Consider the following 25,196-nt stretch of genomic DNA (forward strand, 5'->3'; position numbering starts at 1 on the left):
GTCCTATGCCTGCGGCGTCGGCGGCGGTCGTTCTGGCATCATCGAGACCAATTTCCGCGAGGAGTGCGAGACCGACCTGTTCGGCGAGCAGGTGGTGCTGTGCGGCGGTCTGGTCGAGCTGATCCGGGCCGGTTTCGAGACGCTGGTGGAAGCCGGCTACGCGCCGGAAATGGCCTATTTCGAGTGCCTGCACGAGGTCAAGCTGATCGTCGACCTGATCTATGAGGGCGGCATCGCCAACATGAACTACTCGATCTCGAACACTGCCGAATGGGGCGAATATGTTTCGGGCCCGCGCATCATCACCGCCGAGACCAAGGCCGAGATGAAGCGCGTGCTGAAGGATATCCAGACCGGCAAGTTCACCTCGGAATGGATGCAGGAGTATCGCGCCGGCATGTCGCGCTTCAAGGGCATCCGCCGCAACAATGACAGCCATCAGATCGAGGAAGTCGGCGCCAAGCTGCGCGCGATGATGCCATGGATTTCCAAGAACAAGCTGGTCGACAAGGCCAAGAACTGATCCGCAATTTCATCTTTGCGTAAGAGCCGGCGGAGCGATCCGCCGGCCCAGGCTGGCCTTTGGGTCCTGTGGGCCTCCGCCTCTGTCTTACTTGCCGGGGCTGCACTGCTCGTCGGGGTATTCCAGGAGATTTTTCTCTCTCCTAACTTCGTCGACTGCTTAAAGGGCCCTGTGCAGAGGACTTAGCCGTAGTGCCAGTGGGGCTTGGGCTCGGTGCCGGTGAACATGATGCCGATGCGGTCTTCGCGGCGCCAGCGGACCACTGCCTTGTAGGCGATGCCGTCGGTCGGCACATAGAGCAGGAACTCGTCGGGCACGCGTGCGTCGATCGAGACCTTCAGTTCGGCGCCGCCGTCATGCATGTTGCGCACCGTGCACGTGACCTCGGAATTGGTGATGCCGGTCAGGATCGTCGCGCCCTTGAAGACGCGCTGCCTGCGTTTGCCCCTGTTTTCGTCTTCAGCCATCGCGCGCCGTCGCATTTCATATGGTGCGATCGGCAAGATAATTAGGCCCGCCTGATAAACATAGCGTTATCATCGCTCAGAAAAGGGCGGCAAGAACTTCAGACGAAGTGGGCCAAATGAAAAACGGCGCCGCGAGCGCGGCGCCGTCTGGAGTTCATCAGTCGCTCCGCTCAGCTGTAAGGCGACCAGCACTGCCGGCGCGGACCGCCATAGGGCTGGAATGTGTTGTCCCAGGCGCGATACGACCGGTAGCGGTCGTAGCACCAGCGGACATGGGCGCTGGAAAGCCTTTGTGTGCGATACTGACGCCGAGGCGGGTAATAGCCCGGCTCATAGTAGCTCGGCCCGCTATAATAGTTGTAGGCGGGCAGCCCGAGGCCGAGGCCGAAAAAGATCGCGGAATCGTTGAAATGACGGCGATGATGACGACGGTGGCGCCAGCGCCAGCCATCGTCGCGATCTCGCCATCTCCAGGCTTCGTCGCGACCGCGCCATCTCCGATGATCGCCGCCGCCCCGCCACTCCCGGGTGCCGTGCCGATTGCGCCAGCGCCATTCGCTCTGCATCCACCGGTCGTTGTCGCCGGCCCAACTCTCGCGGACCGGCACAATGTCGGGGGCGACGGCGTTGGCCGGCACCGGAAGGACAGGTTTGGCAATTGGGCCGGCAACCGAGGGAGCCGTCAGGCCGGCCAGAAGACCCAGCGCCAGAAGCCCGGATCTGACAGAAAGAGAAAAGAGCGGTTTCATTGCACTCTCCAAGAGATTTCAGGCCCCACGCCCGGAATACCCCGAGGAAGAATGTCATTCATGGAACTTCGCGCCTGAACGGAGGATGAACGGAAAGGTTTCGTCAACCATGACGGGCAGGGCAGGCCCTTGTTTTCGGGCGCGCTTGTGGGCAAAGGTCACCGCCATGTCGCTGCGCCTCGCCACCTTCAATGTCGAAAACCTGATGAACAGGTTTGATTTTTCCGGATACCGCAACCAGCTCAACGAAGATCGCACGCTGGCGCTCTTCGACATCCAGAGCGAGGCCGAATACAAGATGCTGGAGCAGGCGCGGGCGATTGCTCAATCCGACGATACGCGCCAGCTGACGGCACTGGCCATCGCGGCCACCCGCGCCGACATCATCTGCATGCAGGAGGTCGACAATATCGAGGCGCTGAAGGCTTTCGAATACGGTTATCTGTTCAAGATGGTCGGGCATGGCTACCGCCAGAAATACACCACCGCCGGCAACGATTCGCGCGGCATCGACGTCGCTGTAATGATGCGCAACGAGACCGCGCAGGGCCAGCCGATCGAATTCGTGCGCATGACAAGCCATGCCTATGTCACGTTCGAACAATTCGGCCTGCATACGCCGGAACTGGCAGCGTTTGGGCATCAGGCCAACCAGCGCATCTTCCGGCGCGACTGCCTGGAGATCGACCTGACCGTCGGTGGCGTGCCGCTGACGCTCTATCTGGTGCACTTCAAGTCGATGGGCTCGCCCCGCAACGGTCTCGACGGGCGCCAGGCGACAATGCCGCTGCGCATCGCCGAGGCGCAAGCGGTGCGCCGGATCATCGAGGAGCGTTTCGGTGGGGATCACGCCGCCGACAAGTACTGGGCGATCTGCGGCGACATGAACGATTATCGTCAGCGCGTGACGATCTCCGGCGACGCCTTTGACGGCTACCGCTTCGAGGTGATCGATGAGAGCCAGTCCTGCCTCAACGTGCTCACCGCCGGCGGCTTTTGCGAGAATGCGGTCGAGCGGCGCCCGGAGATGGATCGTTGGACCTTATACCATACGCGCGGACCGCAAGAGCGGCATCTGTGCCAGCTCGACTACATCCTGTTGTCGAAGGCACTGGCAGCCAAGAACGCGACGGCCGTTCCCGACATCATCCGCAACGGCCAGCCCTGGCGCACGATCTTTCCGGCGGGCCAGGAGGTGGACCGCTTTCCGCGTGCCGGCTGGGATCGGCCGAAAGCGTCGGATCATTGTCCGGTGGCGATCACCCTGGACATGGCCTGAGGATCGCTCCGTTGAGCTTCGACCTGCCGCGCAACATCATCATGCCGGTCGACGCCGTCGACGTCAGGCTCGACCCCGGCCCGCATCCGTTCGAACGCGATAATGCGCAAGCGATCACCGAGAATTGGCGGCGCGAGACCGCAGCCAATCCGGCGTTGTTCGACGGCACCGTGGTGCTGCTTTCGGCGCTCAGCTATCGCGATAACAGCCTCGTGGGCCGCTGCCATGCAGTGCGCTACTCGACCTTCATGCTTTGGCGCGGCAACCGGCAGGTGGCTGGGGCCGAGCACGCCTATGCCCATGCCATGCTGGTCGCCGGCGACAACGCGCTGGTAGCGATCCGCATGGCGTCGCACACGGTCAATGCCGGCCGCGTCTACTTCGCCGCCGGCTCGTTCGAGCCAACCGATTTCCGCGACGGCCTTGTCGATGTCGACTTCAACATGATCCGCGAGGTGCGGGAAGAAACCGGCCTCGACCTTGCCGGCGCGACACGCGGCAGGCGCTACTATGCCCTGTCGACGGCAACCGGCACGGTGATCTTTCGCCGCTATCGCGAGACGGCATCCGCCGACGAGGTCGCGCAGCGCATCAGTGCCTTTGTCGCCGCCGAGGCAGACCCGGAAATCGACGGGCCTGTTATCATCCGCAATGCCGATAACCTGCCGGACGGGCTGATGCCGCATATGAAGCCACTGATCGAGTGGCATTTTGCCGGCAAGGACTGACGCATCGGCCCGAAATCGGAAAGCACGATGCAAAGATTCAAAGTGTTAGAGCGTACTTTGTGCGTCCAACCGGACGCACGTCGCTCTAACGACGCATTTTGTTTTCGATGGCTTTGCGGTCGTTGCGGGCGGCGACGAAAAACAGCATGACGCCGATACCCAGCAGCGCACCCATCGCCGTTCCCATCGTCTGACCGACAACCTGCTGGAAATCGGCGGTGACATGATCGGGGTTGGCCATGCCATAGCTGGCCAAGTACCACCAAAGGCCCGCCAATGCGGCCTCGATGATCACCGTCACCAAAATCACACGCTCTTTCTTGCTCATCCGACTATTCCCCCATATCCCCAAGGCGATTGCTATCACCACGGATTATTTCGCGACAGGGGGAGGGCGACGGCAGCGTCAAAATTTTGGGGGACATCTGAACGCGGCGCGCGCTCCGCCGCGCTATTCATGCCTCAGCGCGTCGATCGGATCGAGCCGCGCGCCACGCAGCGCCGGGAAGAAACCGAACACCATGCCGATCAGCGCCGAGAAACCGACGGCGAGCAGGATTACCGCCGGGCTTGGCGCAAACGGGATCGCCAGCGTCAGCGAGGCGACGCCGGCCAGCGCCAGGCCGATCAGGATGCCGATGATGCCGCCGAGCAGCGACAGCACGGTCGCCTCGACCAGGAACTGGATGAGGATGTGCTTTTCATGCGCGCCGATGGCCAGCCGGATACCAATCTCGCGGGTGCGCTCGGTGACCGACACCAGCATGATGTTCATGATGCCGATGCCGCCGACCAACAGGCTGACGCCAGCGACCGCACCCAGCATGCCAGTCATCGTCGTGGTGGCGCTCGCCATGGCGTCGGCGATCTGGGTCATGTCGCGGATGGAGAAATCGTCCTCGCGATCGGGCGTGATGCGGCGTGTGTCGCGCAAGATGTCCTCGACGCGCGGCAGCAGCTCGGTCGTCGGCGTCCGGTCGTCGGCGGCGACGTAAATCGAGTCGATGTCGCGGTTGCCGGCAATGCGGCGCTGATAGGCGGCGAGCGGCATCAACACGACATTGTCCTGGTCCTGGCCGAAGCCGGTATAGCCCTTCGGCTCGAGCAGGCCGATGATCTTGCAGGATGTGCGATTGACGCGAATGATCTCGCCTTCGGGGTCGCCGGCGCCGAAAAACTGCTGGCGCACCGTTTCGCCGATCAGGCAGACGCCGGTGCCCGAGCGGATTTCCGAATCGCTGAACGGGCGGCCCGAAACCAGCTTCCAGTCGCGCGCATCGAGATAGGCGCTGTCGGTGCCGGTGACACCCGACGTCAGGCTCTCGGTGCCGAAGATGACGCGGACCTGCTTTTGCGAGGCGGGCGAGATGGCGCGGGCGCCGCTCAGGTGTGCGACAAGCGCGGCAAGTTCTTTGCTGCCGAGCGGACGTGTGGCCTGGTCGAGCCCTCCCGGTCCACCGGGCCCGGCCGGGCGGCCGGGACGGACAACGAGCAGATTGCTGCCGAGCTTGGAGATATCGGCCTTTACCTTTTCGGTAGTGCCCGAGCCGATCGTGAGCATGGCGATGACTGCGGCGACGCCGATGACGATGCCGAGCAGCGTCAGGAACGAGCGCAGCACGTTGCGGCGGACCGACAGCAGCGAGAGGCGGACAGTTTCCCAGATCACGGTCACACCACCTCAAGGTTCATGGTGTCGGATGCGACATGTCCGTCGAGGAAGCGGATTGTGCGCTCGGCATAACCGGCGACATCGGCCTCGTGCGTGACCATGGCGATGGTGAGGCCAAGCTCGGTGTTCAGCCTGGTCAAGAGTTCCATGATCTCGTGGGTGCGGGCGGTGTCGAGATTGCCGGTCGGTTCGTCGGCGACGAGCAGGGTCGGCCTGGTGACAATGGCGCGCGCGATCGCCACGCGCTGCTGCTGACCGCCGGAAAGCTCGGCCGGCGTGTGGTGCTCGCGGCCGACAAGGCCGACCTCGGCCAGCGCTTTCATTGCGAGGTCGCGACGCTCGCGGGCGACAATGCCGCGATAGATCAGCGGCAATTCGACATTCTCCACCGCCGTGGTGCGCGGCAGGAGATTGTAGCCCTGAAAGACGAAGCCGACATAGAGGTTGCGCAGCATGGCGCGGCGGTTGCGGTCGAGACGGCCAGCATCGATGCCCATGAAGCTGTAGGTTCCGGCCGTCGGCGTGTCGAGGCAGCCGATGATGTTCATCGCCGTCGACTTGCCGGAGCCGGACGGTCCCATTATGGCGACGAATTCGCTGCTGCGGATAGCAAGGTCGACACCAGCCAGCGCATGGACCGTGGCCTCGCCCTGGCCATAGCTTTTCCAGACCTTGTCGAAGGCGATGAGGGTCGCGCCCGCCGCCACTGTCTCAGCTCCGCTGCTGCGCGGCGGTGATGACTTGCGCACCTTCTTCGAGACCGGAGGTGATCTCGGTCAGTTCGCCATCGGTGGAGCCGACCTTGACGTTGACCGGCCGAGGCCGGCCGTTCTCCAGCACGTAGAGCGTGCGCGAGCCGTCGCTAGGCTGCGCCGTCGCCTGGCGCTGGCGGTTGCCGCCTGGACGGCCCATGCGGCCCGTGAACAGGTCGCTCAGGCTCCACGCGCGGGCGGCTGTTTGCGCCGGCCGATAGCGAAAGGCGATGGCCGGCACCGTGAGCACGCCCTTGGCCTGCCTGGTGACGACCGAAACGGTGGCAGTCATGCCCGGCCGCAACAGAAGCTCGTTGTTGTCGACCTCGAACCGCGCGTCGTAGGTGACGACGCCGTCAGTGGTGACCGAGGCATAGGAAATGTCGCGGATTTCGGCATCGAACGGCCGTTCCGGAAAGGCGTCGACGGTGAAGCGCGCATGCTGGCCGGGCTTGACCGCGCCGATGTCGGCCTCGTCGACCGCTGCCTTCAATTCCATATTTCTGAGCTCGGCGGCGATGACGAACAACACCGGCGCCTGCAGCGAGGAGGCAACCGTCTGGCCGGGATCGACCGAGCGCGTCAGAACGATGCCGTCGATGGGCGCATAGATGGTGCTCTTGGCGAAGTCCGTCTGCTGCGCCTTGAGATCGGCATTGGCGATGGCAAGACTGGCTTTGGCGCTGTCGAGCGCTGCCTTGGAGCGATCGCGCGTCGCGGTCGCCGCTTCAAGCGACTGGTCCGTCGCCATGCCGCGCTTGGTGAGTGCCGCCGCGCGCACAAGCGCCCTTTCGTTTTCGGTGAGGGTTACGGTGGCGGTCTCGACATTGGCGGCCGCCGCCTTGGCGGAAGCCTCGGCGCGCTCGATCTGCACCTCCAGCTTGGCCGTGTCGAGCGCAGCCAGCACATCGCCCTTCTTCACCTGCTGGTTCTCGTTGACCGCGACCGAGCGGACGACGCCGGACAGTTCGCTCGAGATGTCGACCTGGGTGAGGGGCTGCAGCGTGCCGGTCGCCGATACCTCGACCGTGAGATCGGCGACAGCGGCCGGCGCCGTGGTATAGTCGATCCTGGCGGGGGACGCGGCGTACCATTGGTAGCCGGCGAGGCTTGCGGCGATGACGACCAGCATAAGCAGGCCATAAAGCCAGCCGCGATGGCGTTTCTTCTTCAGACCCAGGTGGTCAAGCCCGAGTGCTGTCTCGATGGCGGGAGTGGATTCCGTCTTTGGCAGATTGACAATCTGGTCCACGCCGGACCCCTATGAACAATGTTAATCCCATCAGCGCACAGATCAGGCCGAATGGTTCAAATATCAAATTAAATTTCGCCCATGTTAGGTCGTGGACTCATGAATATGATCGAAATGGCGCCTGAAAGGGCAAGAAGATGCAAGGAGAATTGCGAAGGTCGGGGTCTTTCCCCCGGCCGAGCGGTTCGACGACGCAGCTTGCAGCCGTTTCGGCGTCCGGAGGATGTGGTCCATCTGCCCGGCTACTTTGTTGCGAAGGGCTTGAAAGCCGAATGGCTTCCTTCGCCTTCGCTCCGCGTATCCGAACAGATGGCCTCACACCATTTCGACCATATTCATGAGTCCGCGACCTAGATTGAGGCAGAAGGCTTTCTACGATGCTGACCCGGAACTACTTACTGTACGACGTGTTCACGACCGAGCGGCTGGCCGGCAATCCGCTGGCCGTCGTGCTTGACAGCAAGGGGGTGGACACGACCGCGATGCAGGCCATCGCACGCGAGTTCAACCTGTCGGAAACCGTTTTCGTGCTGCCGCCTGACAATCCCAAGCACCGCGCCCGCATCCGCATCTTCACGCCCGATTATGAGATGCCGTTCGCTGGCCATCCGACTGTCGGTTCCGCGATCGCGCTTGCCGAAATAGCTGGCGATGGCGACACCGCCGGCATCTTCGTCCTGGAGGAGAATATCGGCCCGGTGCGCTGCGCCGTCAGCAAGCACGAGGGCGCCACCTTTGCCGAGTTCGACCTGGCCAAACTGCCGGAGCCACTGGAACTGTCCGCCGACCCGGAGGCGATCGGCGCCGCACTTGGGCTGGGGCCACACGAAGTCGGCTTCGAGAATCACCGCGTCTCGTTCTGGTCGGCCGGTGTGCCCTATGTGACCGTTCCGGTCGCCGATCTAGAGGCCGCCGCCCGGATACGGCTGGATAACCAGGCGTGGTCGGAATTGGCCCCCCGCAAGAGCGAGTGGGCCTTCGCCAGCCCGTATGTCTACTGCCGGGAGACGGTGAACCACGACAGCGCCTTCCATGTCCGCATGATGGTGCCCGGCAGTCCCTCCTATGAAGATCCGGCGACCGGTTCGGCGGCGGCCGCCTTCGCCGGCGCGATCATGCATTTCGACGGCCCGCGAGACGGGGTCTCGCGACTGTGGATCGAGCAAGGGCTTGAGATGGGCCGGCCTTCGCGCATTCGCCTCGAACTGAATGTCGAAGGCGGCAAACTCGCCGCCGCCCGCATCGGCGGCCATGCGGTAAAAGTGGCGGAAGGCAAGCTGTTTGTCTGACATACCCGTCATCCTAGGGCGTAGCAGGAGCGAAGCGACGTCGCGGCGACCCCTCGGATCCATGCCGTAACCGAGCGGTTACGGCATGGATCCTAGGATCTCTGCTCCGCTTCGCGTTCGCTCCGCCCTAGGATGACGAAACCCGGCGCGAATTGTCGGGAAATGAATCCGGCAGGGCTGGACATGGCGGATGGCGGCGGCTATATGCCCGCCGACGCTGGTTTTACCGGCGAGTGGGTGCGTAGCTCAGTTGGTAGAGCAGCTGACTCTTAATCAGCGGGTCACAGGTTCGATCCCTGTCGCACCCACCAAAGATTTCAAAGACTTAGGTGGCAAGACCCTGAGAACGGGGCGACAATGCGAGACTGAAAATCTCAGTCTCACGCCCCTGTATCGAGCCGTGTCGACTCTCATGAGTTTGCGAGCATTTACTTCTCCGACACCCCAGCCTCGGCGAAGCTTGCCATGCGGGCATGGCATTCCAGCGCCGAACGGACGATGTTGACGGCGAGGCATGCGCCGGAGCCTTCGCCGAGCCGCATGCCGAGGTCGAGCAGCGGCGGCAGGCCGAGTGCCTCGAGCAGCCGGCGATGGCCGGATTCGGCAGAGACATGGGCGGCAAGCGTGTGGGCGAGGCCGGCGGGATGCAATTTTGCCAGCGGTGCTGCGGCGGCGGTGCAGACGAAGCCGTCGAGCAGCACAGGTACGCCTAGATGGCGTGCGGCCAGGGTCGCACCGAAAATGGCGGCGAGTTCGCGCCCGCCAAGGGCGGCCGCGACCGTCAGCGGGTCGGCAAGGGCCTCGGCGTGGCGCTTTAGGCCGGCCTCGATGGCTGTGATCTTGCGCACCAGGCCGGCATCGTCGACGCCGGTGCCGCGCCCGGTCCATTTTTCTGCGCCGCCGCCGAACAGGGCGGCCGAGATGGCCGCGGCCGGCGTAGTGTTGCCGATGCCCATTTCGCCGAAGCAGACCAGGTCGAGGTCTTTCGTCACCGCACTGTGACCGGCCGAGACGGCGGCGAGGAAGGCTTCGTCGTCCATCGCCGGCACTTGCGTGAAATCGCTGGTCGGACGGTCCAGGTCGAGCGGAATGACGTCGAGTTCGGCACCGGCGATGCGGGCGATCTGGTTGATGGCGGCACCGCCGCCGGCGAAATTCGCCACCATCTGCACGGTGACCTCCGACGGGAAGGCGGACACGCCCTGTGCGGTGACGCCGTGATTGCCGGCAAAGACGAAGACTTTGACGCGGCCGAGCTTGGGCATGTCGCGGCCCTGCCAGCGCGCAAGCCAGGCCGCTATGGTTTCCAGCCGGCCGAGACTGCCTTGCGGCTTGGTCAACGTGTCCTGGCGGCGGGCGACAGCATTTGCCGCGGCGTCGCTGCCGGCAGGCAGATCGAGGCAGGCCGCGCGCAATTCATCAAGCGATTTGAAAGGCATGGGGGCAAAGTCTCCGAAACAGAGTCAGGAAAGGGAAACGGAAGCGACGAGCAGGATTGCGATCTCGCCAAGCTGCTGCAGGGCGCCGACCGTGTCGCCGGTCTGGCCGCCGATCTGGTTGAGGCACAGCGCACGGAAGGCGGCAAACAACAGGCCGAGCAGGATGAGCGCGGCGACCGCGCTACCGAACCCAAGCGCCAGTAGCGCGAATGCACCAAGCCCGGCGCCGGCAATGGCCGTTTCGGCCGACACGGTGCCTGCATCGGCCGAGAGGCCGTCGCTGCGAGCCGGCGGCAACAGATGCATGAACGCGCCGAGCGGGCCGCGCGAAGCGGCATGTGCGGCAATCAGAGCGAAGAGGACATGCGCGGGATCGCCCAGCTCGGTGAGCACATTCCAGCGGATCAGCAGCGAGAGGCCGAGCGCGCAAGCGCCATAGGCGCCGATGCGGCTGTCGCGCATGATCTCCAGTTTCCTGTCGCGTGTCTTGCCGCCGCCAAAGCCGTCGGCGACATCCGAAAGCGCGTCTTCATGCAGGCAGCCAGTGGCGAGCAAGGTCGTAGCAAGGGTCAACGCGGCGGCTGAACCTCCGGTAAGGCCGAGCCTTGTGCCGAGGGCGTAGACCAGCGCACCGACAATAGCGACCGCCAGGCCCGCGACGGGGGCGGCCCAGATCGCAGCGGCAAGGCTGCGGCCACGAAAGTCGAAGGCCGGCAGCGGCAACCGGGTGAAGAAGACGAGGCAAAGCGCGACGTCTCCGAGGATCTGCCGTTGCGTGGCGTTCATGCGCCCCTCGCAATGGCATGGAAGAATGTGCCGCTGACATGGCCGCGCCGGTAGCCTGAGCCGCCGAGCGGATTGCCTTGCCCGTCGGCGAGGTCGGCCAGCGGTTCGTCATTGCCGGTGGCAATCATCTGCGCATAGTAGAATTCGTGGCCACGGATCAGCGTGCCCTCGGGTCCCAGTGGGCAATCGGCGCGCAGCAGCGCCTCGCGGTAGCCGAGATTCATCTTTCGTCTGGCAAAGCTGGTCGAGTGACCAAGCAGGCCGAGCATCCCGTGCGTCTCTCCCGATGCGTCCTCCAGCGCTTCGCCGAGCACCATGAAGCCGCCGCACTCGCCATGCACCGGCCGTGTTGCCGAAAAGGCCTTCATGCCGGCCCTGAAATTTGCAGCCGCTGCGAGGCGGCCGGCGTGAAGCTCGGGATAGCCGCCGGGCAGCCAGCAGACATCGCAATTATCGCTGGGCGCCTCGTCGGCGAGTGGCGAGAAGGGGATGATTTCCGCCCCAGCCTTGCGCCAACGCATCGCGACATGCGGATAGAGGAAAGTGAAGGCGGCATCCTCGGCCAGCGCGATGCGCTGGCCGGGCGGCGGCAACGCATCGCCGAAATTACCGGGAGCGGGCGCGAATGGCGCCGCCAGTGCAATGATGGCGTCGAGGTCGAGCGACCGTTCGACCATGTCGGCCAGCCGGTCGAGATGGGCCATCAAATTCTCATATTCGCCGGCCTGGACGAGGCCGAGATGGCGCTCCGGCAGGTTGAGCGAGGGATCACGCAGGATCGCGCCGACGACAGGCAGGCCGAGCGCCTCGATGGCATCGCTGCAAAGCCGGCGGTGCCGCTCGCTGCCCAGCCGGTTGAGCACGACGCCGGCCATACGCACATCGGGATCATATGTAGCAAAACCCTTGGCGACGGCCGCCGCCGTGGTCGATTGCCCGGAAACGTCGAGCACCAGCAGCACCGGCAGGCCGTAAAGCCGGGCAAGATCTGCGGCCGAGCCGGTGCGGCCTGGAGCAGCGGGAATCCCGTCGAACAAGCCCATCGCGCTTTCCAGGAAGATGAAATCGGCATCTTCAGTTGCGTCACCGGCTAGCGCGTTGAGCAGAGCGGGCGGCATTGCCCAACTGTCGAGATTGACGCCGGAAAGGCCTGTCGCGGCGGCGTGGAAGCCGGGGTCGATATAGTCCGGCCCGGACTTGGCGCCACGCACTTTCAGGCCGCGCCTGGCGAGCGCGCGCAGGATGCCGATGGTGACGCTGGTCTTGCCCGAACCCGAGCGCGGGGCGCCGATGATGATCGCGCGGGTCATGGTTCGCCCGCCAATGCCGCTCGCATCGCGACGATGCCGCCGACGACGATCAGCGCCGGTGAGGTCAACCCGCCGGCAGCCGCCGCCTCGGCGATGGTGGCGAGCGTGGCGACGACGATGCGCTCCTGCGGCGTCGTCGCGGCAACGATCACCGCCGCCGGCGTCGATGGCGCCAGCCCACCCTCGAGCAGCGAGGCCGATATCAGCGGCAGGTTGGCCATGCCCATGTAGACGACAACCGGCTGGCCGGTGCGGGCGATTGCCGCCCAGTCGAGGTCGTCATCGGTGCCGGCGGCGTGGCCGGTGGCCAGGATCACCGCCTTGTTGATGCCGCGCATGGTGGCCGGGATGCCGGCTCCGGCCAGCGCGCTGAGACCTGAAGTGAGGCCGGACAGGACGCGGAAGGGAATGCCTTCCCGCGCGAGCGCCAGCGCCTCTTCGCCGCCGCGACCGAAAATATAGGGGTCGCCGCCTTTCAGCCTGACGACGCGGTGGCCTTCTCGCGCCAGCCGGACCAGCAAAGCGGTGATGTCATCCTGTTTCATCGACGGCTGACCGCCGCGCTTGCCGACGTAAAAAAGCTCGGCACTCGCAGCCACCGCTACGACATCGCGAGACACCAGCGCGTCGTAGACGAGGGCATCGCACTGCCCAAGTGCCGCCAGCACTTCCAGCGTCAGGCAGCCGGGATCGCCAGGGCCGGCGCCGGCCAGCCAGACATGGCCCGGCTCAAGCTGGCGCGGTTTGAAGTTCAGCCGGGCCAACGCCTGTTCGATTGTGGTGTTTCCACCTCTGTTTCCGGTGCCGTCGTTCACAATCCGTCCCGCCCGCGAAAACGCCGCTGGTAGTGGGCGTCGTAAAGTGAACTCTCGCCAAAGCCTTCCGCTGCCAGCGAGCGGCCGACGAAGATGATCGCCGTGCGCTCCATCGGATCGGCGGTCAGTTGCGCCTCGATCGTCGCCAGCGTGCCGGTCAGCACGCGCTCGTCCGGCCAGGAAGCGCGGAAGACGACCGCAACCGGGCAGTCGGCGCCATAGAATGGCGTCAGCTCGGCGACGACGCGGTCGATGGCGTGGATGGCAAGATGAATGGCCAGCGTCGCGCCGGTGCGGCCGAAGCCGGCCAGGGTTTCGCCGGGCGGCATTTTCGAGGCGCGGCCGGAGATGCGGGTCAGCACCAGGCTTTGCGCGATCTCGGGAATGGTCAACTCGCGGCCCAGCGCTGCCGCAGCGGCTGCGAAAGAGGGCACGCCCGGCGTCAGCGTATAGGCGATGCCGTGCTTTTCCAGCCGGCGGATCTGCTCGGCGACGGCGCTCCACACCGAGAGGTCGCCGGAATGCAGGCGGGCGACATCGTGGCCGGCCCGGTGGGCCGCCAGGTACTCGGCCTCGATCTCGTCGAGCGACATCGGCGCGCTGTCGATCAATTTCGTGCCGGGGGCGCAGTGCTGCAACAGTTCCGGCGAAACAATCGAGCCGGCATAGAGGCAGACCGGGCAGCTTGCCAGCAGCCTGCTGCCGCGCAACGTAATGAGGTCGGCCGCGCCCGGCCCGGCGCCGATGAAGTGGACGGTCATGCCGCGTCTCCGCTGATGGCGATGGCGCAGGTGACCGGGCCGAGCACAGTGCGCGGCGCAAGCAGTTTTGCGCCTTTCCCGGCAGCGGCAAGCGCGGAGGCTTCGGAAACCGACGGCGTGCCGGCGCGCTCCTGTGTTAGGCTCGAGTGGCTGATGACGCGCGACGACGCAGCCTTGAGCGCGTCGTCCTCGACAACGATCACCGGTAGGGCGAGTTCGCGCCCCGCGGAGAAGATTGCCTGCTCGTCCTGCTTCAGAGAAGCGGTGGCGAGCGCCGAAATCGCCGTCATCGCCAGCCCATGCGCTTCCAGCGCGGTTTCTATGGCCGCAAGCACATCCATTGCGCTGACGCCCTTGCGGCTGCCGATGCCCGCGACCATCATGGTTTGACCCAGCTCCATTGGGTGACCGGCATGGCCGGCCGCCAGGCCTGCATCGAGCCGACCGGCGAAGCACGGGATATAGCTATGCGGGTGAGATCGCCACCGAGCGCAGCGTGACGGGCGAGAAGCAGCGTCTCCATCTCCAGCGTCACCGCATTGGCGACCAGCCGGCCGCCAACACGCAGGGCCTTGATGGCCGCGCCCAGCACGCCGGTATCGCTGCCGCCGCCACCGATGAAGATCGCGTCGGGCGTGCCTAGCCTGGCAAGCGCCTTCGGTGCCGAGCCTTCGACCACGACAAGGCCGGGCACGCCACAGTGTGAAGCGTTGCGGCGGATGCGGGCGGCGCGGGTTGGATCGGCTTCGATAGCAATGGCGCGCATGGAGGGATCAGTGAGCATCCATTCGATGCCGATCGAACCCGAGCCGGCGCCGATGTCCCACAGCAATTCGCCGCGCCTGGGGGCCAGGGCGGACAGGGTGATGGCGCGCACCTCGCGCTTGGTGATCTGGCCGTCATGCTCGAACAAATGATCGCCAAGGCCTGACGTCAACGGCAGGATGCGTGCTTCTGAAGTCGATCCAACTTCGATTGCCAGCACGTTGAGCGGGTTGATCTTTTCGAGGTCGAAGGCGTCCGCGCGCGTCGAACGCAGCCTTTCGTTCGGGCCGCCCAGCCCCTCCAGAACCGTCAAACGCGAGGCGCCGAAGTCGAGTTCGGTCAGCAGCCCCGCAATCGCCGCCGGCGCGTCGCCGTCCGAGGTCAGCGCGAGGATGCGGCTGCCGGGGTGCAGGAGCGGTCGGATCAGGTCGAGCGGGCGGCCGTGCAGCGAAATGGTCTCGATATCCTGCAGCGCCCAGCCGAGGCGGGCGGCGGCCAGCGATATGGCCGAGGGCGCAGGGATGACGCGCATCTCCTCCGCCGCCACCTTGCGGGTGAGGGTGACGCCGACACCATGGAAGAACGGATCGCCGGAGGCCAGCACGCAGACCTTTTTGCCCGCAAGTGCCAGCACGTCGCACATCTCGGCATCGAAAGGGGTTGGCCAGGCGCGTGCTTCCCCCTTGGCGAGTGACGCGACAAGGGCAAGGTGACGCGTGCCGCCGAAGACGAATTCAGCCTCGGCGATCAACCGCTTGGCCTCGTCGCCGAGACCCGCTACACCGTCCTCGCCGATGCCGACGATTGTTAGCCATCTTGAGTTGGGCTTGGCGCCGCGCGGACCCTCAGCAGGCATGATGACCCACCGCATTCTGATCCTCGGCGGAACTACCGAAGCCCGGCAACTGGCGGGAAAGCTGGTCGCGCGCACCGATGTGACGCTCACGCTGTCGCTGGCCGGCCGCACCGAAAATCCTGTCGCGCAAGACGTGCCCACCCGTACGGGTGGTTTCGGTGGCGCCGACGGGCTGGCGGCATATCTCCGCGAGAACCAGATCGATCTGCTGATCGACGCCACGCACCCTTATGCGGCGCAAATCTCCGCCAATGCCACGGAAGCGGCGCATGAGGCCGGCGTGCCGATCATTGCGCTCAGGCGCCCGGGCTGGGAGCCTGCCGAAGGTGACCGGTGGACGCTGGTCGACAGTGTTGCCAGCGCGGTGACGGCGCTGGGGTCGGCTCCACGCCACGTTTTCCTGGCGCTCGGGCGACAGGAGGTCGCCGCTTTTGAGGCCGCACCCCAACATCACTATCTTATCCGCAGCGTCGATCCGGTCGAGCCAAGGCTCGCTGTGCCCGATGCGACCTATCTCTTGGCGCGTGGGCCGTTCCGGGAAGCCGACGAACGTGCACTGCTTCTGGAACACCGCATCGACGTCGTCGTTTCCAAGAACAGCGGCGGCGAGGCGACCTACGGCAAGATATCCGCAGCACGGGAGCTTGGCATCGAGGTAGTCATGATCCGCAGGCCGGCGCTGCCAGACGTTACGTCGGCTGAGACTGTCGAAGCTCTTGCCGAACTGGTCGATCATTTTCTGGTCAGTCATTTTCTTGGGCCCGCCGCCGAACGCGGCGTGTAGACCAGCGCCGGTTTTTCGCCGCGCTTGATGATCCTGGTTTCCGGCGAGCCGATGATGATGCAGGTCGCCATGTCGGCCTTTTCCGCATCGGCTTCCGCCAGCAAAAACACCTCGATGCGCTCGTCGGGACGGCCGGCCGCGCGGCCGAAGACGACCGGCGTGGTGCCGGGCAGGATCGCCGTGAGGCATTCGAAGGCGCGGCCGAGCTGCCAGGGGCGCGCCTTGCTGATCGGATTGTAGAGCGCAATGACAAAGCCGGCGCCCGCCGCCGCCAATAGCCGCAGCTCGATCAGGTCCCAGGGTTTTAGATTGTCTGACAACGAGATGGCGCAGAAATCATGGCCGAGCGGTGCGCCGATGCGGGCAGCGACCGCGAGCATGGCGGTTATGCCCGGCAGCATCGCGACGTCAACGGCACGCCATTCGGCTGGGCCGGCCTCGATCGCCTCGCAGACGGCCGCTGCCATGGCAAAGACGCCGGGGTCGCCGCCCGAGACGACGGCGACAGCGTGGCCCTGCGCAGCCTTTACCAGCGCGTCCTTGGCGCGGGACAGCTCCTCGCGATTGTCCGAGGCGACGCGGGTCTGGTCGGGGCGCAGATCGAGCCGGTCGAGATAGGGCTTGTAGCCGTAGAAGAATTTTGCCTCGGCGACGGCGCGGCTTGCCTCCGGCGTCACCTGGTCGGCATTGCCTGGTCCGAGGCCGATGACGGTCAGGCGGCCGCTCATGTTTCGGCTCCCGATGCGGCGGGCCGGCCTGACCAGCCGGCCACCAGCACGATGGCGAAGTAGGGCGCCTTGTCGTCCTGCTTGTCGGCCAGCCGCATCGAAACGCCGCCCGGCATGGTGCCGCGCTCGACATAGACGGCACGCGCCAGCTTGTCGGTCGATTCCAGTGCACGCCTGATCTTGGCCAGGTTACGGCCGACCTTCATGATGACGGCGGCATCGGTGTCGGCGAGGCGGCGGGTCAGCTCGAATTCGCTCATCGTGCCCGGCAGCACGGTCAATACATCGTCGCCCTGGACGATCGGCGTTCCGGTCGCCGACCAGCAGCCGGACATGGCGGTGACGCCGGGAATGACCTCGGTCGGGAAGCGGTGTGCCAGCCTGACATGCAGATGCATGTAGGAGCCGTAGAACAGCGGGTCGCCTTCCGAAAGCACCGCGACCATTCTGCCGGCGCTGAGGTGCTCGGCGATTTTTTCGGCCGACTCTTCGTAGAAATCCGTTATTTGCAACCGATAATCGCTGTGCTCCTTGTCGATTTCGGTGGTCACGGGATAGAGCAGCGGCAACTCTATCAAATCGGGGCGAAAATGCGCGCCGACGATAGCGCGCGCATTGCTGTTGTTGCCGCGCTTGGCGAAATGCGCGACCACGTCGGCTTCGGCCAGCGCGCGCACGGCCTTGAGCGTCAGCAGTTCGGGGTCGCCGGGACCGGTGCCGACGCCGACAAGCCTGCCTTTTGCAATCGCGTTCACAGACCTGGCCTCGCCAGTGCGTTGAGTGCGGCGGCCGTCATGGCGCTGCCGCCAAGCCTGCCGCGCACGATCGCGTAGGGCACGCCGTAGGAATTCTCGGCCAGCGCATCCTTCGATTCGGCAGCACCGACGAAACCGACCGGCATGCCGATGATAACAGCCGGTTTCGGCGCGCCGTCGCGCAACCTTTCCAGCAGGTAGAAAAGTGCTGTCGGCGCATTGCCGATGGCGACGACCGAACCGGCCATGCGTTCGCCCCAAAGGTCTATGGCTGCAGCGGAGCGGGTGTTGCCGATCTTTTTTGCGACGTCAGACGTTTGCGGGTCGCGCAGCGTGCAGATCACCTCGTTACCGGCCGGCAACCGGGCGCGGGTGACACCGTGCGAGACCATCTCGGCGTCGCAGAAGATCGGCGCGCCGGCCGCCAGAGCCGTGCGCGCGGCGGCAACAAAATCCTCCGAAAAAACGAAATGCCTGGCAGCCTCGACCTGGCCGCAGGCATGGATCATGCGGATGGCGACATCGGCCTCGGCAGCGGAAAAGCGCGACAGGTCGGCCTCGGCGCGAATGATGGCGAAGGAGCGCTCATAGATGGCCGTGCCGTCATGGATATAGTCGTAGGCGGCCATGTTCATTCCTGTCGATAGAGTTCGGCGACACCGGCCGCGCCAAGCCTTGTCAGGCAGGCGGCGGCGGTTTCGCCTCGAAATCGTGTGCGGCGGATCGCTGCCGCAACGCGGTCAACGCCGCGCGCGGCGTCATAGCCTGGCCTGTATCCGGCAGGAAGGGCCTTTGCCGTCCCGTCCACGACAAGACCGGCTCCGTTTTCGCCGCCGACCAGCGTCAGCGCCGCTGGGCCGGGATGCGCGCAGCCCTTGGCGCAGCCGGAAATATGAAGTGTGAGCGAGGAATCGAGGATGTCGCGGTTTTCCGCAGCGATGGTCTCGGCGATGTCGCGCGTCGCGATCCGGCCGGAGGCGCAGGCCGGCGCACCGGGGCAAGCGGCGATCCTGGTGCGCGGATCAGCAGCGTCGGTGACGAAGCCCAGGGTGGCGGCGGTTTGCTGGAGCGAGCGGCAGGCGGTCGGCGAAAGGCCGATAAAAACCAGCGCGCGGCCCGGCGCCAGGCGGATTTCGGTTGCGCCGAGGGTGAAGGCCCTTTGCGTGAGCTCGATGAGTTTTTGCGCGGGTATGCTGCCGAAGGGCAGGCCGATGCCGAGGGCGATGCCATCTGTTAGGTCGAAAACGCCATTGGGGAAGCTAGCCGGCACAGGAAGGCGCTCCACGGCGCCCCCCTCTGTCCTGGCGGAGGGGGGCGCGAAAAGATGCCAGCTTGCGAGAGATCTTAATTGCCGCTCCGTCAAATCCCTTGCGTGGGCTTCGCGGCCTTTTTCAGCAACCATCCGTAGAATAGCGACGGCGATATTACGGGCCGCATCTTCATCGACCATGACGAGTAGCGTCGCAGTCTGACCGTCGCCGGCGACAGCCACCTGCCACTGCGTTCCCGCATCGGTCCGCATTGCAGCCAGCCTGACGTCGGCCGTAACCGCATCCATTTTCAGCCGCCCGCCACCGTCGACGATTACGGAAACCTTCGGACCAAGGCGCTGTGCCAGCCCAGGATCATCGATTGCCGCCCGAATCTGCTCCGCCAGCGGGCGCGGGTCAGCAACTTCCTCCGGATCCAGCCCTGCCAGCGGGCCAGTCTCGACCGGGACGCCGGTGCGCACGGCGATGCCGATAGCGTCGACCTCCGCCGCAAGCAGCCTTGCGCTGCCGGGTGTCAGGCCGCGTATCTGCAGGCTGCCACGTGCGGTCACCTCCATGATGCCGTTGCCATGCCGCAAGGCAGATTCACCGAGTCCGATCAAGGACTTCGGCGAGAGTCCTCCGGCGACCGGATTGAGCCGCACCAGACGCCCGTCGCCGGTCTGCATCGGCGCCGACAAAGCGGGGCAGGCACCGCGACGTGAGAAGGCGTTCATGCAGCCACCCCCAGCGCCTGGGCCTCGGCGATCAGTGCGGCGAGATCGTCATCGATGGAATTGCGCAGCGGATGCCAGAGACCGCGCCGCCGCGCCGACAGAAACCGCTCGGCGATCACCTTCGCGGCGGAAGGGTTCTCGCGCAAGATGAAGGCGCGAACCACGGGATCGCCGAGATAGGCGTCGTGCACGACCTCGATCAGCGAGCCCGATATGGCATGGGTGGTCTCAGCGAAGCCGACCAGCCGGTCGACCGTCTCGGCGAATTCCGAAGCACCGCGCGGCCCGTGCCGCATCTGGCCGGCGATGAAGCGCGGATTGACGGCACGGGCGCGAACTACCCGAGATACCGCTTCTCCAACCGAACGCGGCTTCGGCTTTTGCGGATCCGTGGTGTCGAGGACGATGACGTCGGCATTCTTGCCGAGTGCCGCAAGCGCCGCCGAAAAACCGCCGATGAAGGCGACGTCGGCCGAGCCTTCGAGGATATCGCGGCCGGGATCATCTCCCGTATGGACGAGAAGGTCGGCCTCGGCGACACGATCCTCGAACGCGCCGGGCGCCGAGATACCTTCGCCGTCGGCGCCGCCATAGGCATGCGAGGTGGCGTCGAGATAGGCGCGACCGATCTCTTCGCGCGCGGCCCAGTCGCCGCTCGACAGCAAATCCTCGCCGCCGGCGCCGTAGGTGCCTGGCGAGGTGCCGAAAATGCGTGGGCTGATCTTCCCGTCTGCGCGGGTCCTTGCTGCGAGCGGGTTTTCCGACGCGTCCTCGTCGCGGGCGGCGACGGCATTGGCGGCGGCATCGATCAGGGCGATCTGGGTCGGGAACATATCACGAAACAGGCCTGATATGCGCCAGGTGACATCGACGCGCGGGCGGCCAAGCGTTGCCGGCGGCAGCACCTCGATGCCGGTGACGCGGCCGGTGGCGGAATCCCATTGCGGCCGGCAGCCCATCAGCGCCAGGCCTTGCGCGATCTCCTCGCCGCCGGTGCGCAGCGAGGCCGAGCCCCAGAGGTCGATGACCAGCGAGCGCGGCCAGTCGCCATGCGATTGCATGTAGCTGCGCAAGACCTCGTCGGATGCCGCCCTGCCGAGATCGAAGGATGTCGGCGTCGGCATGGCGCGTGGATCTGATGTGAACAGGTTGCGGCCGGTCGGCAGCACATCGCGCCGGCCACGCGCCGGTGCCCCGGCCGGACCGGCAGCGACATGGCGGCCGTCGAGCACTGCGATGAGTGCCGCCTTCTCGGCCGCCGCACTTTGCTCGCGCAGCGGATCGGTCTCACCCTCGGCTGAGCGGCCATAGATGTGAAGGCCGTCCTTGATGGCAAAATCCTTGAGGTCGCAGAGCCAGGCGTCGATGCGGCGCAGCGCCTCGTCGGGCGCGTCGGTTCCGGCGACGCCGGCTTCGGAGGCGAGGCCGGTCTTTTGTGCGGTTTCGACGATCAGCTTCGCCAGGCGATCGCGGCGGCGGCGGTCGAGCCCGTCGGCCTGGGCATATTCGTCGACCAACCGTTCAAGCTGGTGCTGGTTCTCATCGAGCCCGGCGCCGGTCAGCGGCGGCGGTAAATGGCCGAGTGTGACGGCGGCAATGCGCCGCTTGGCCTGCGCTGCCTCTCCCGGATTGGAGACGATGAAGGGATAGATGACGGGCAGGGGGCCAGTCACGATCTCGGGAAAACAGCTTTCGCTAAGCGCAACGGTCTTGCCGGGCAGCCATTCCAGCGTGCCGTGTGCGCCGACATGGATCAGGGCATGAACGCCGACTGTCTTGCGCAGCCAGAGGCCGAAGGCGATCAGCGCATGACGCGGCGGCAATGTCGGGTCGTGGTAGTCGGCGCGGCGGTCGAGTGAGCGCCCACGGTCAGGCGCCAGCGCCACGGTGATGTTGCCGAAGCTGGCGGCGCGGAAGGGGAAGCCTGGCAAGATTGGCGCGTGAGCACCCCCCTCTGTCCTGCCGGACAAGATGTCCGGCAGGACAGAGGGGGGCGAATTGACGTGAGCTTTGTCATTGGCTCCCCATGCCGCCTCAACTGTGTTGCGCGCGGCTTTGGGCAGATCCATCGAGAAGCGCAGATAGTCTTCCGAGCTCAATCCTTGCCCGCCCACCTCCAACGCCTCCAGCAATTCCCTTGGCGTTTGCGGAATTCCTTCAACGGCGTAGCCCTGTTCGCTCAGGTCGTGCAGCATCGCCAGCACGCTGGACGGCACATCGAGGCCGACGGCAAAGCCGGTGCGGCCGGGTGCGCTCGGATAGTCGGGGATCAGGATGGCGAGCTTGCGCTCCGCACGCGGCGTCTGCTGCAGGCGGATGAAGGCTTCGACACGGTTCGCCACCTGCGCGACGCGGTCTGGCTCTGGGCGGTTGGCGAAGGCGCGGAAGGCCAATGCGGGGTCGGTTTCGCTTTCGCCCTTGAAGGAAATGGCGCCGGCGAGGATGCGGCCGTCGAGTTCGGGCAGGACGACATGCATGGCGAGGTCGGCGGGCGCCAAGCCGCGCTGATTGTTTTGCCAGATGTCACGGCGTGTCGTCGCCACGATGACCTGGAACACCGGCACCCCGGCGCGGTCGAACACGGTTTCGACGCCGGGCTCGGCGCCGGAGGCGAAAGCCGTCGCGGTGATGATCGCGGCAGGGTTCAGCGCCGCGAGCGCGGTTTCGACGAAGGCGAGCGATGCTGGGTCCTTGAGGCTGGAGACGAAGATGGGGACGGGGGCCATTCCGCGCGCGCTCAGCGCCTCAAAAAAAGCGTCGATGGGCGCGACATCGGCGGCGAGCAGCATCGAGCGATAGAACAGGATGGGAATGACAGGCGCGGCGTATCCCTCCCCCTCGAGGGGACGGTGGCCCGCAGGGCCGGGTGGGGTCGTTGCGGCAGTGCGCGACATTTGTTTCTGTCGAAGCGCTTCAGGGTGTTGGCGCACTTCAGAGCGGACCCCACCCCCGGCCTGCGGCCGGATCCTCCGCTCAAGGGGGAGGGGGACGACACCGCGTCCCGGCTGATAGTAGCCCGCCTTCGGCACGCTGACCGGCTCCGCGACCGCCATGTCCGATCCCGCCAGCCGGGCCAGCCTCTGCACCAGCGCCGTCATATTCTCCGGGCCGCCCTCGCGAAAATAATCGAGCAGACCATCGAGCTCTTCGCGGGTCAGCGTCGAGCATTCGATCAGCCGCAGATCCTCGTCGTGGCTCTCGCCGGGCAGCAGCGCCAGCTTTATGCCGCGTGCGCGGGCGGTCGAGGCGAGCTGGTCACAGCCATAGCGCCACCAGTCATAACCGCCGAGAATGCGGACCAAAATAACCCTCGCGTGCCGGGCGACACTGTCGATCCAGAGGTCGACGGACATGGGATGGCGCAGGTCGCGTAGAGCCGCCAGCCGCATCGACGGCAGGCGATCCGCATCCGCCTTCCACGCTGCTGCCAGCCCGGCTAGATCGCTGTCGGTGAAGGACAAGGCCACGACATCCGCAGGCGTCTGCCTGAGATCAACAGGCTCGGCGAGATCGTCCAGCGAGGCGGATGTGGTGGTGAGGATGTGCATCGCGGCTCGTGCCTGAGGTCAGCCGGCGAGGATACGCTCGATGGCCGGGCGGTTCAGCCCTTTCAGGCCGATGATGACGAGGCGCGAGCGGCGGTCGTCCTCAGCGGCCCAGGCGCGGTCGTAATAGTGATTGACGCGCGGCCCCACAGCCTGCAGCAAGAGCCGCATCGGCTTGCCGCCGACTTCGACGAAACCCTTGACGCGCAGCACGTTCTCTTCCTCCGCCGCCGTGGCGACGCGCAAAGCCAGCTCATCGGGATTGGCGATCGACGGAATGTCGATGACGAAGGAATCGAAGTCGTCATGTTCGTGGTCGAGCTCGTCGTCGTGATGGGTCTTGCGGTTCTCGATATCGTCTTCGACGGCAAGGCCAAGGCCGAGCAGCACAGACGGATCGATCTTGCCCTGCGAGGTCGGCACGATCTTGACGGCGCGCGCGGTGTGCTCGCCGATTATGGCATTGGCGCGGGCCGAACCGGCGGCGTCCATCAAGTCGCTCTTCGACAATATGATCAGGTCGGCGCAAGCGAGCTGGTCCTCGAACACCTCCTCGACCGGGTCGTCGTGGTCGAGCGTCTCGTCCTGCGCGCGCTGCGCCTGCAGGGCGTCCAAGTCGTTGGCGACGCGGCCATCAGCTAGCGCCGGTCCGTCGACCACGGCAATGACGCCATCGACGGTCACCCGGCTCTTCACCGATGGCCACTGGAAGGCCTGGACCAGCGGCTTGGGCAGGGCCAGCCCAGAGGTTTCGATCAGGATGTGGTCGACCCTCGGCGTCAGCGACAGGATCTGGTCGAGCGCCGGCACAAAATCATCGGCGACGGTGCAGCAGATGCAGCCATTGGCCAGCTCGACGATATTTTCCTCGGGGCAGGTGTCAATGCCGCATCCCTTGAGGATCTCGCCGTCGATGCCGATGTCGCCGAACTCGTTGACGATGATGGCCAGCCGCTTGCCCCCGGCGTTTTCGAGCAGATGGCGGATCAGCGTCGTCTTGCCGGCGCCGAGGAAGCCGGTGACGACGGTGCAGGGCACGCGGGAGATGGAAGCGGTCATATCTGATCCTTCAAAAGGTCGAGGGGAGGAATGCGGGCGACGAGGCCGCGCTTCAGGCAATCGGGACGGCCGCGCCATGGAATGAGGCCGTCCGTCGAGGTGGCGAAGAGCCTTGCGCCAGCGACGAGATCGGCGCCGCTTGTCGTGGTCAGGTCGCCGAAGACATAGCTCCAGCAGCCGTCGCGCAGGATCGCGGCGCTCAGCCGGCGCTTGCAGTTGCCGAGGCATTCGGCGCTGCGGATACGGATATGTTCGCCGGAAGCTGCGCGGCGCGTGTCTTCGGCCAGCAGTTCGCCGGCGCGGGGATGGGCGTCGGAGCCGGTCTCATCACGGCAGGAGGCGCAGACAATCACCGTGATGCCGGCCAAGGCATCACTATCGCTGGACACTACGTCCGCTGTCTCAGCCGAAAAACTGCTGTCGCGTTCCAAATCAGGCTCCTTGCCCGGAAAACCCGCCAGGCGATCGGATTCTTATGTCCTAGACGGCAGGTCTCCTGGCTCGCGGGTCATCGCCTTCGTGCCGCCTTCCCGGGACCGTCCCAGTGGTTTTCGGCCTTGGCTCGTCGCTTACAGTTGCGGGGACAGCCGCGGATTTGAAATCGAGATTTCGCACCGCATTCCCTCTTGGCTCCTCCCTTTGCCGAGAGGAGACCGTCCAATGCGGATTTAGGCTTGTGCAGGCAGTCGTGTCAACGCACGTCTACGATGCGGCAATGTTGGCGAGGGCCGAACCCAGATCCCCGGCCGGCGTCACCTCGATGCGTTCCAGCCCGAGCCAACCCTGCGTCAGCTTCAACTCCTCGAAGAGTTCGGCGGCGGTTTGCGGCGGGGCGCCGGGCTCGGCATAGGCGGCATGGACGCGCAGCACGCCGGCGGGGCGGTCGGCCTTGAGG

At 65.5% G+C, this 25,196-nt stretch carries 24 protein-coding genes, 1 tRNA gene, 2 pseudogenes and 1 riboswitch; of the genes and pseudogenes, 6 read left to right on the top strand and 21 right to left on the bottom strand.

The features are described from left to right. Positions 1-523, top strand: a pseudogene (locus EOA78_RS26990) (ketol-acid reductoisomerase); the annotation flags it as partial. A gap of 182 nt (positions 524-705) precedes the next feature. Here EOA78_RS26990 and EOA78_RS26995 read toward each other — a convergent pair. Then, entirely contained in the window at positions 706-990 is a 285-nt protein-coding gene (locus tag EOA78_RS26995) for a PilZ domain-containing protein (protein WP_127317850.1), read from the bottom strand. Between the two features lie 170 nt (positions 991-1,160). After that, a complete protein-coding gene (locus EOA78_RS27000) occupies positions 1,161-1,739 on the bottom strand; it encodes a BA14K family protein (protein ID WP_127317852.1) in 579 nt (192 codons plus the stop codon). A gap of 166 nt (positions 1,740-1,905) precedes the next feature. On the opposite strand from EOA78_RS27000, the gene EOA78_RS27005 reads away from it, so the two are divergent. After that, a complete protein-coding gene (locus tag EOA78_RS27005; RefSeq protein ID WP_127317854.1) occupies positions 1,906-3,018 on the top strand; it encodes an endonuclease/exonuclease/phosphatase family protein in 1,113 nt (370 codons plus the stop codon). 11 nt (positions 3,019-3,029) lie between these two features. Further along, entirely contained in the window at positions 3,030-3,746 is a 717-nt protein-coding gene (locus tag EOA78_RS27010; protein WP_127317856.1) for a hypothetical protein, read from the top strand. Between the two features lie 85 nt (positions 3,747-3,831). Here EOA78_RS27010 and EOA78_RS27015 read toward each other — a convergent pair whose 3' ends face one another. The 4 genes from EOA78_RS27015 to EOA78_RS27030 form a co-directional block, all read right to left on the bottom strand. Next, positions 3,832-4,074 (bottom strand): hypothetical protein, encoded by a 243-nt coding sequence (locus EOA78_RS27015; RefSeq protein WP_065012325.1) that lies wholly within the window; start codon positions 4,072-4,074, stop codon positions 3,832-3,834. A gap of 123 nt (positions 4,075-4,197) precedes the next feature. Beyond that, complete coding sequence (locus EOA78_RS27020; protein ID WP_127317858.1) at positions 4,198-5,415, bottom strand: ABC transporter permease; 1,218 nt, start codon at positions 5,413-5,415, stop codon at positions 4,198-4,200. A gap of 2 nt (positions 5,416-5,417) precedes the next feature. Beyond that, positions 5,418-6,125 carry an ABC transporter ATP-binding protein gene (locus EOA78_RS27025; RefSeq protein ID WP_127317860.1) on the bottom strand — a complete coding sequence of 236 codons (708 nt, stop codon included), beginning with the start codon at positions 6,123-6,125 and terminating at the stop codon, positions 5,418-5,420. Positions 6,126-6,129: 4 nt separating this feature from the next. Further along, entirely contained in the window at positions 6,130-7,422 is a 1,293-nt protein-coding gene (locus EOA78_RS27030; RefSeq protein WP_127317862.1) for an efflux RND transporter periplasmic adaptor subunit, read from the bottom strand. 377 nt (positions 7,423-7,799) lie between these two features. Between EOA78_RS27030 and EOA78_RS27035 the strand changes: the two genes are divergently transcribed. Then, a complete protein-coding gene (locus EOA78_RS27035; protein ID WP_127317864.1) occupies positions 7,800-8,711 on the top strand; it encodes a PhzF family phenazine biosynthesis protein in 912 nt (303 codons plus the stop codon). 235 nt (positions 8,712-8,946) lie between these two features. Continuing rightward, positions 8,947-9,022 (top strand) — tRNA-Lys (locus EOA78_RS27040). A 117-nt stretch (positions 9,023-9,139) separates the two neighbouring features. On the opposite strand, the gene cobT is transcribed toward EOA78_RS27040, so the two are convergent. Genes cobT through cbiE form a run of 7 tightly spaced genes read right to left on the bottom strand, consistent with a single transcriptional unit; the run spans position 9,140 to position 15,443 of the window. Continuing rightward, the gene (gene cobT / locus EOA78_RS27045) at positions 9,140-10,150 is read right to left on the bottom strand and encodes a nicotinate-nucleotide--dimethylbenzimidazole phosphoribosyltransferase (RefSeq protein WP_127317866.1); all 1,011 of its coding nucleotides are present in this window, start codon (positions 10,148-10,150) and stop codon (positions 9,140-9,142) included. Between the two features lie 24 nt (positions 10,151-10,174). Beyond that, positions 10,175-10,936: an adenosylcobinamide-GDP ribazoletransferase gene (locus tag EOA78_RS27050; RefSeq protein WP_127317868.1), complete on the bottom strand. Its 762-nt coding sequence runs from the start codon at positions 10,934-10,936 to the stop codon at positions 10,175-10,177. Next, positions 10,933-12,246: a cobyrinate a,c-diamide synthase gene (locus tag EOA78_RS27055; RefSeq protein ID WP_127317870.1), complete on the bottom strand. Its 1,314-nt coding sequence runs from the start codon at positions 12,244-12,246 to the stop codon at positions 10,933-10,935. Before EOA78_RS27055 ends, EOA78_RS27050 begins: the two co-directional genes overlap by 4 nt. Next, on the bottom strand, positions 12,243-13,061 hold the full coding sequence (gene cobA / locus EOA78_RS27060) for a uroporphyrinogen-III C-methyltransferase (protein ID WP_127317872.1): 819 nt from the start codon (positions 13,059-13,061) through the stop codon (positions 12,243-12,245). Before cobA ends, EOA78_RS27055 begins: the two co-directional genes overlap by 4 nt. After that, the gene (cobM, locus tag EOA78_RS27065; RefSeq protein WP_127317874.1) at positions 13,058-13,822 is read right to left on the bottom strand and encodes a precorrin-4 C(11)-methyltransferase; all 765 of its coding nucleotides are present in this window, start codon (positions 13,820-13,822) and stop codon (positions 13,058-13,060) included. Before cobM ends, cobA begins: the two co-directional genes overlap by 4 nt. Beyond that, positions 13,819-14,205 carry a cobalamin biosynthesis protein gene (locus EOA78_RS27070; RefSeq protein ID WP_127317876.1) on the bottom strand — a complete coding sequence of 129 codons (387 nt, stop codon included), beginning with the start codon at positions 14,203-14,205 and terminating at the stop codon, positions 13,819-13,821. The genes cobM and EOA78_RS27070 overlap by 4 nt, the downstream gene beginning before the upstream one ends. Next, on the bottom strand, positions 14,202-15,443 hold the full coding sequence (gene cbiE / locus EOA78_RS27075; protein WP_127317894.1) for a precorrin-6y C5,15-methyltransferase (decarboxylating) subunit CbiE: 1,242 nt from the start codon (positions 15,441-15,443) through the stop codon (positions 14,202-14,204). Before cbiE ends, EOA78_RS27070 begins: the two co-directional genes overlap by 4 nt. A 1-nt stretch (position 15,444) precedes the next feature. Between cbiE and EOA78_RS27080 the strand changes: the two genes are divergently transcribed. Beyond that, on the top strand, positions 15,445-16,227 hold the full coding sequence (locus tag EOA78_RS27080; protein ID WP_127317878.1) for a cobalt-precorrin-6A reductase: 783 nt from the start codon (positions 15,445-15,447) through the stop codon (positions 16,225-16,227). Here EOA78_RS27080 and EOA78_RS27085 read toward each other — a convergent pair. The 8 genes and pseudogenes from EOA78_RS27085 to EOA78_RS27120 all read right to left on the bottom strand — a co-directional run. After that, entirely contained in the window at positions 16,191-16,955 is a 765-nt protein-coding gene (locus tag EOA78_RS27085) for a precorrin-3B C(17)-methyltransferase (protein WP_127317880.1), read from the bottom strand. The two genes, EOA78_RS27080 and EOA78_RS27085, sit on opposite strands and share 37 nt — an antisense overlap. Then, on the bottom strand, positions 16,952-17,710 hold the full coding sequence (locus EOA78_RS27090; protein WP_127317882.1) for a precorrin-2 C(20)-methyltransferase: 759 nt from the start codon (positions 17,708-17,710) through the stop codon (positions 16,952-16,954). The genes EOA78_RS27085 and EOA78_RS27090 overlap by 4 nt, the downstream gene beginning before the upstream one ends. After that, complete coding sequence (locus tag EOA78_RS27095) at positions 17,707-18,339, bottom strand: precorrin-8X methylmutase (RefSeq protein ID WP_127317884.1); 633 nt, start codon at positions 18,337-18,339, stop codon at positions 17,707-17,709. Before EOA78_RS27095 ends, EOA78_RS27090 begins: the two co-directional genes overlap by 4 nt. Positions 18,340-18,341: 2 nt before the next feature. Further along, the gene (gene cobG / locus EOA78_RS27100; protein ID WP_127317886.1) at positions 18,342-19,697 is read right to left on the bottom strand and encodes a precorrin-3B synthase; all 1,356 of its coding nucleotides are present in this window, start codon (positions 19,695-19,697) and stop codon (positions 18,342-18,344) included. Beyond that, positions 19,694-23,245 (bottom strand): cobaltochelatase subunit CobN, encoded by a 3,552-nt coding sequence (gene cobN, locus EOA78_RS27105; RefSeq protein WP_127317888.1) that lies wholly within the window; start codon positions 23,243-23,245, stop codon positions 19,694-19,696. The genes cobG and cobN overlap by 4 nt, the downstream gene beginning before the upstream one ends. 18 nt (positions 23,246-23,263) lie before the next feature. Further along, positions 23,264-24,301: a cobalamin biosynthesis protein CobW gene (gene cobW / locus EOA78_RS27110; RefSeq protein WP_127317890.1), complete on the bottom strand. Its 1,038-nt coding sequence runs from the start codon at positions 24,299-24,301 to the stop codon at positions 23,264-23,266. Further along, on the bottom strand, positions 24,298-24,732 hold the full coding sequence (locus EOA78_RS27115; protein ID WP_127317892.1) for a DUF1636 family protein: 435 nt from the start codon (positions 24,730-24,732) through the stop codon (positions 24,298-24,300). The genes cobW and EOA78_RS27115 overlap by 4 nt, the downstream gene beginning before the upstream one ends. Before the next feature lie 37 nt (positions 24,733-24,769). Next, a riboswitch (cobalamin riboswitch) is annotated at positions 24,770-24,974 on the bottom strand. Positions 24,975-25,003: 29 nt separating this feature from the next. After that, positions 25,004-25,196: pseudogene (locus EOA78_RS27120) on the bottom strand (winged helix-turn-helix domain-containing protein); the annotation flags it as partial.

This window comes from Mesorhizobium sp. M5C.F.Cr.IN.023.01.1.1, assembly GCF_003997585.1.
Classification (GTDB): domain Bacteria; phylum Pseudomonadota; class Alphaproteobacteria; order Rhizobiales; family Rhizobiaceae; genus Mesorhizobium; species Mesorhizobium wenxiniae.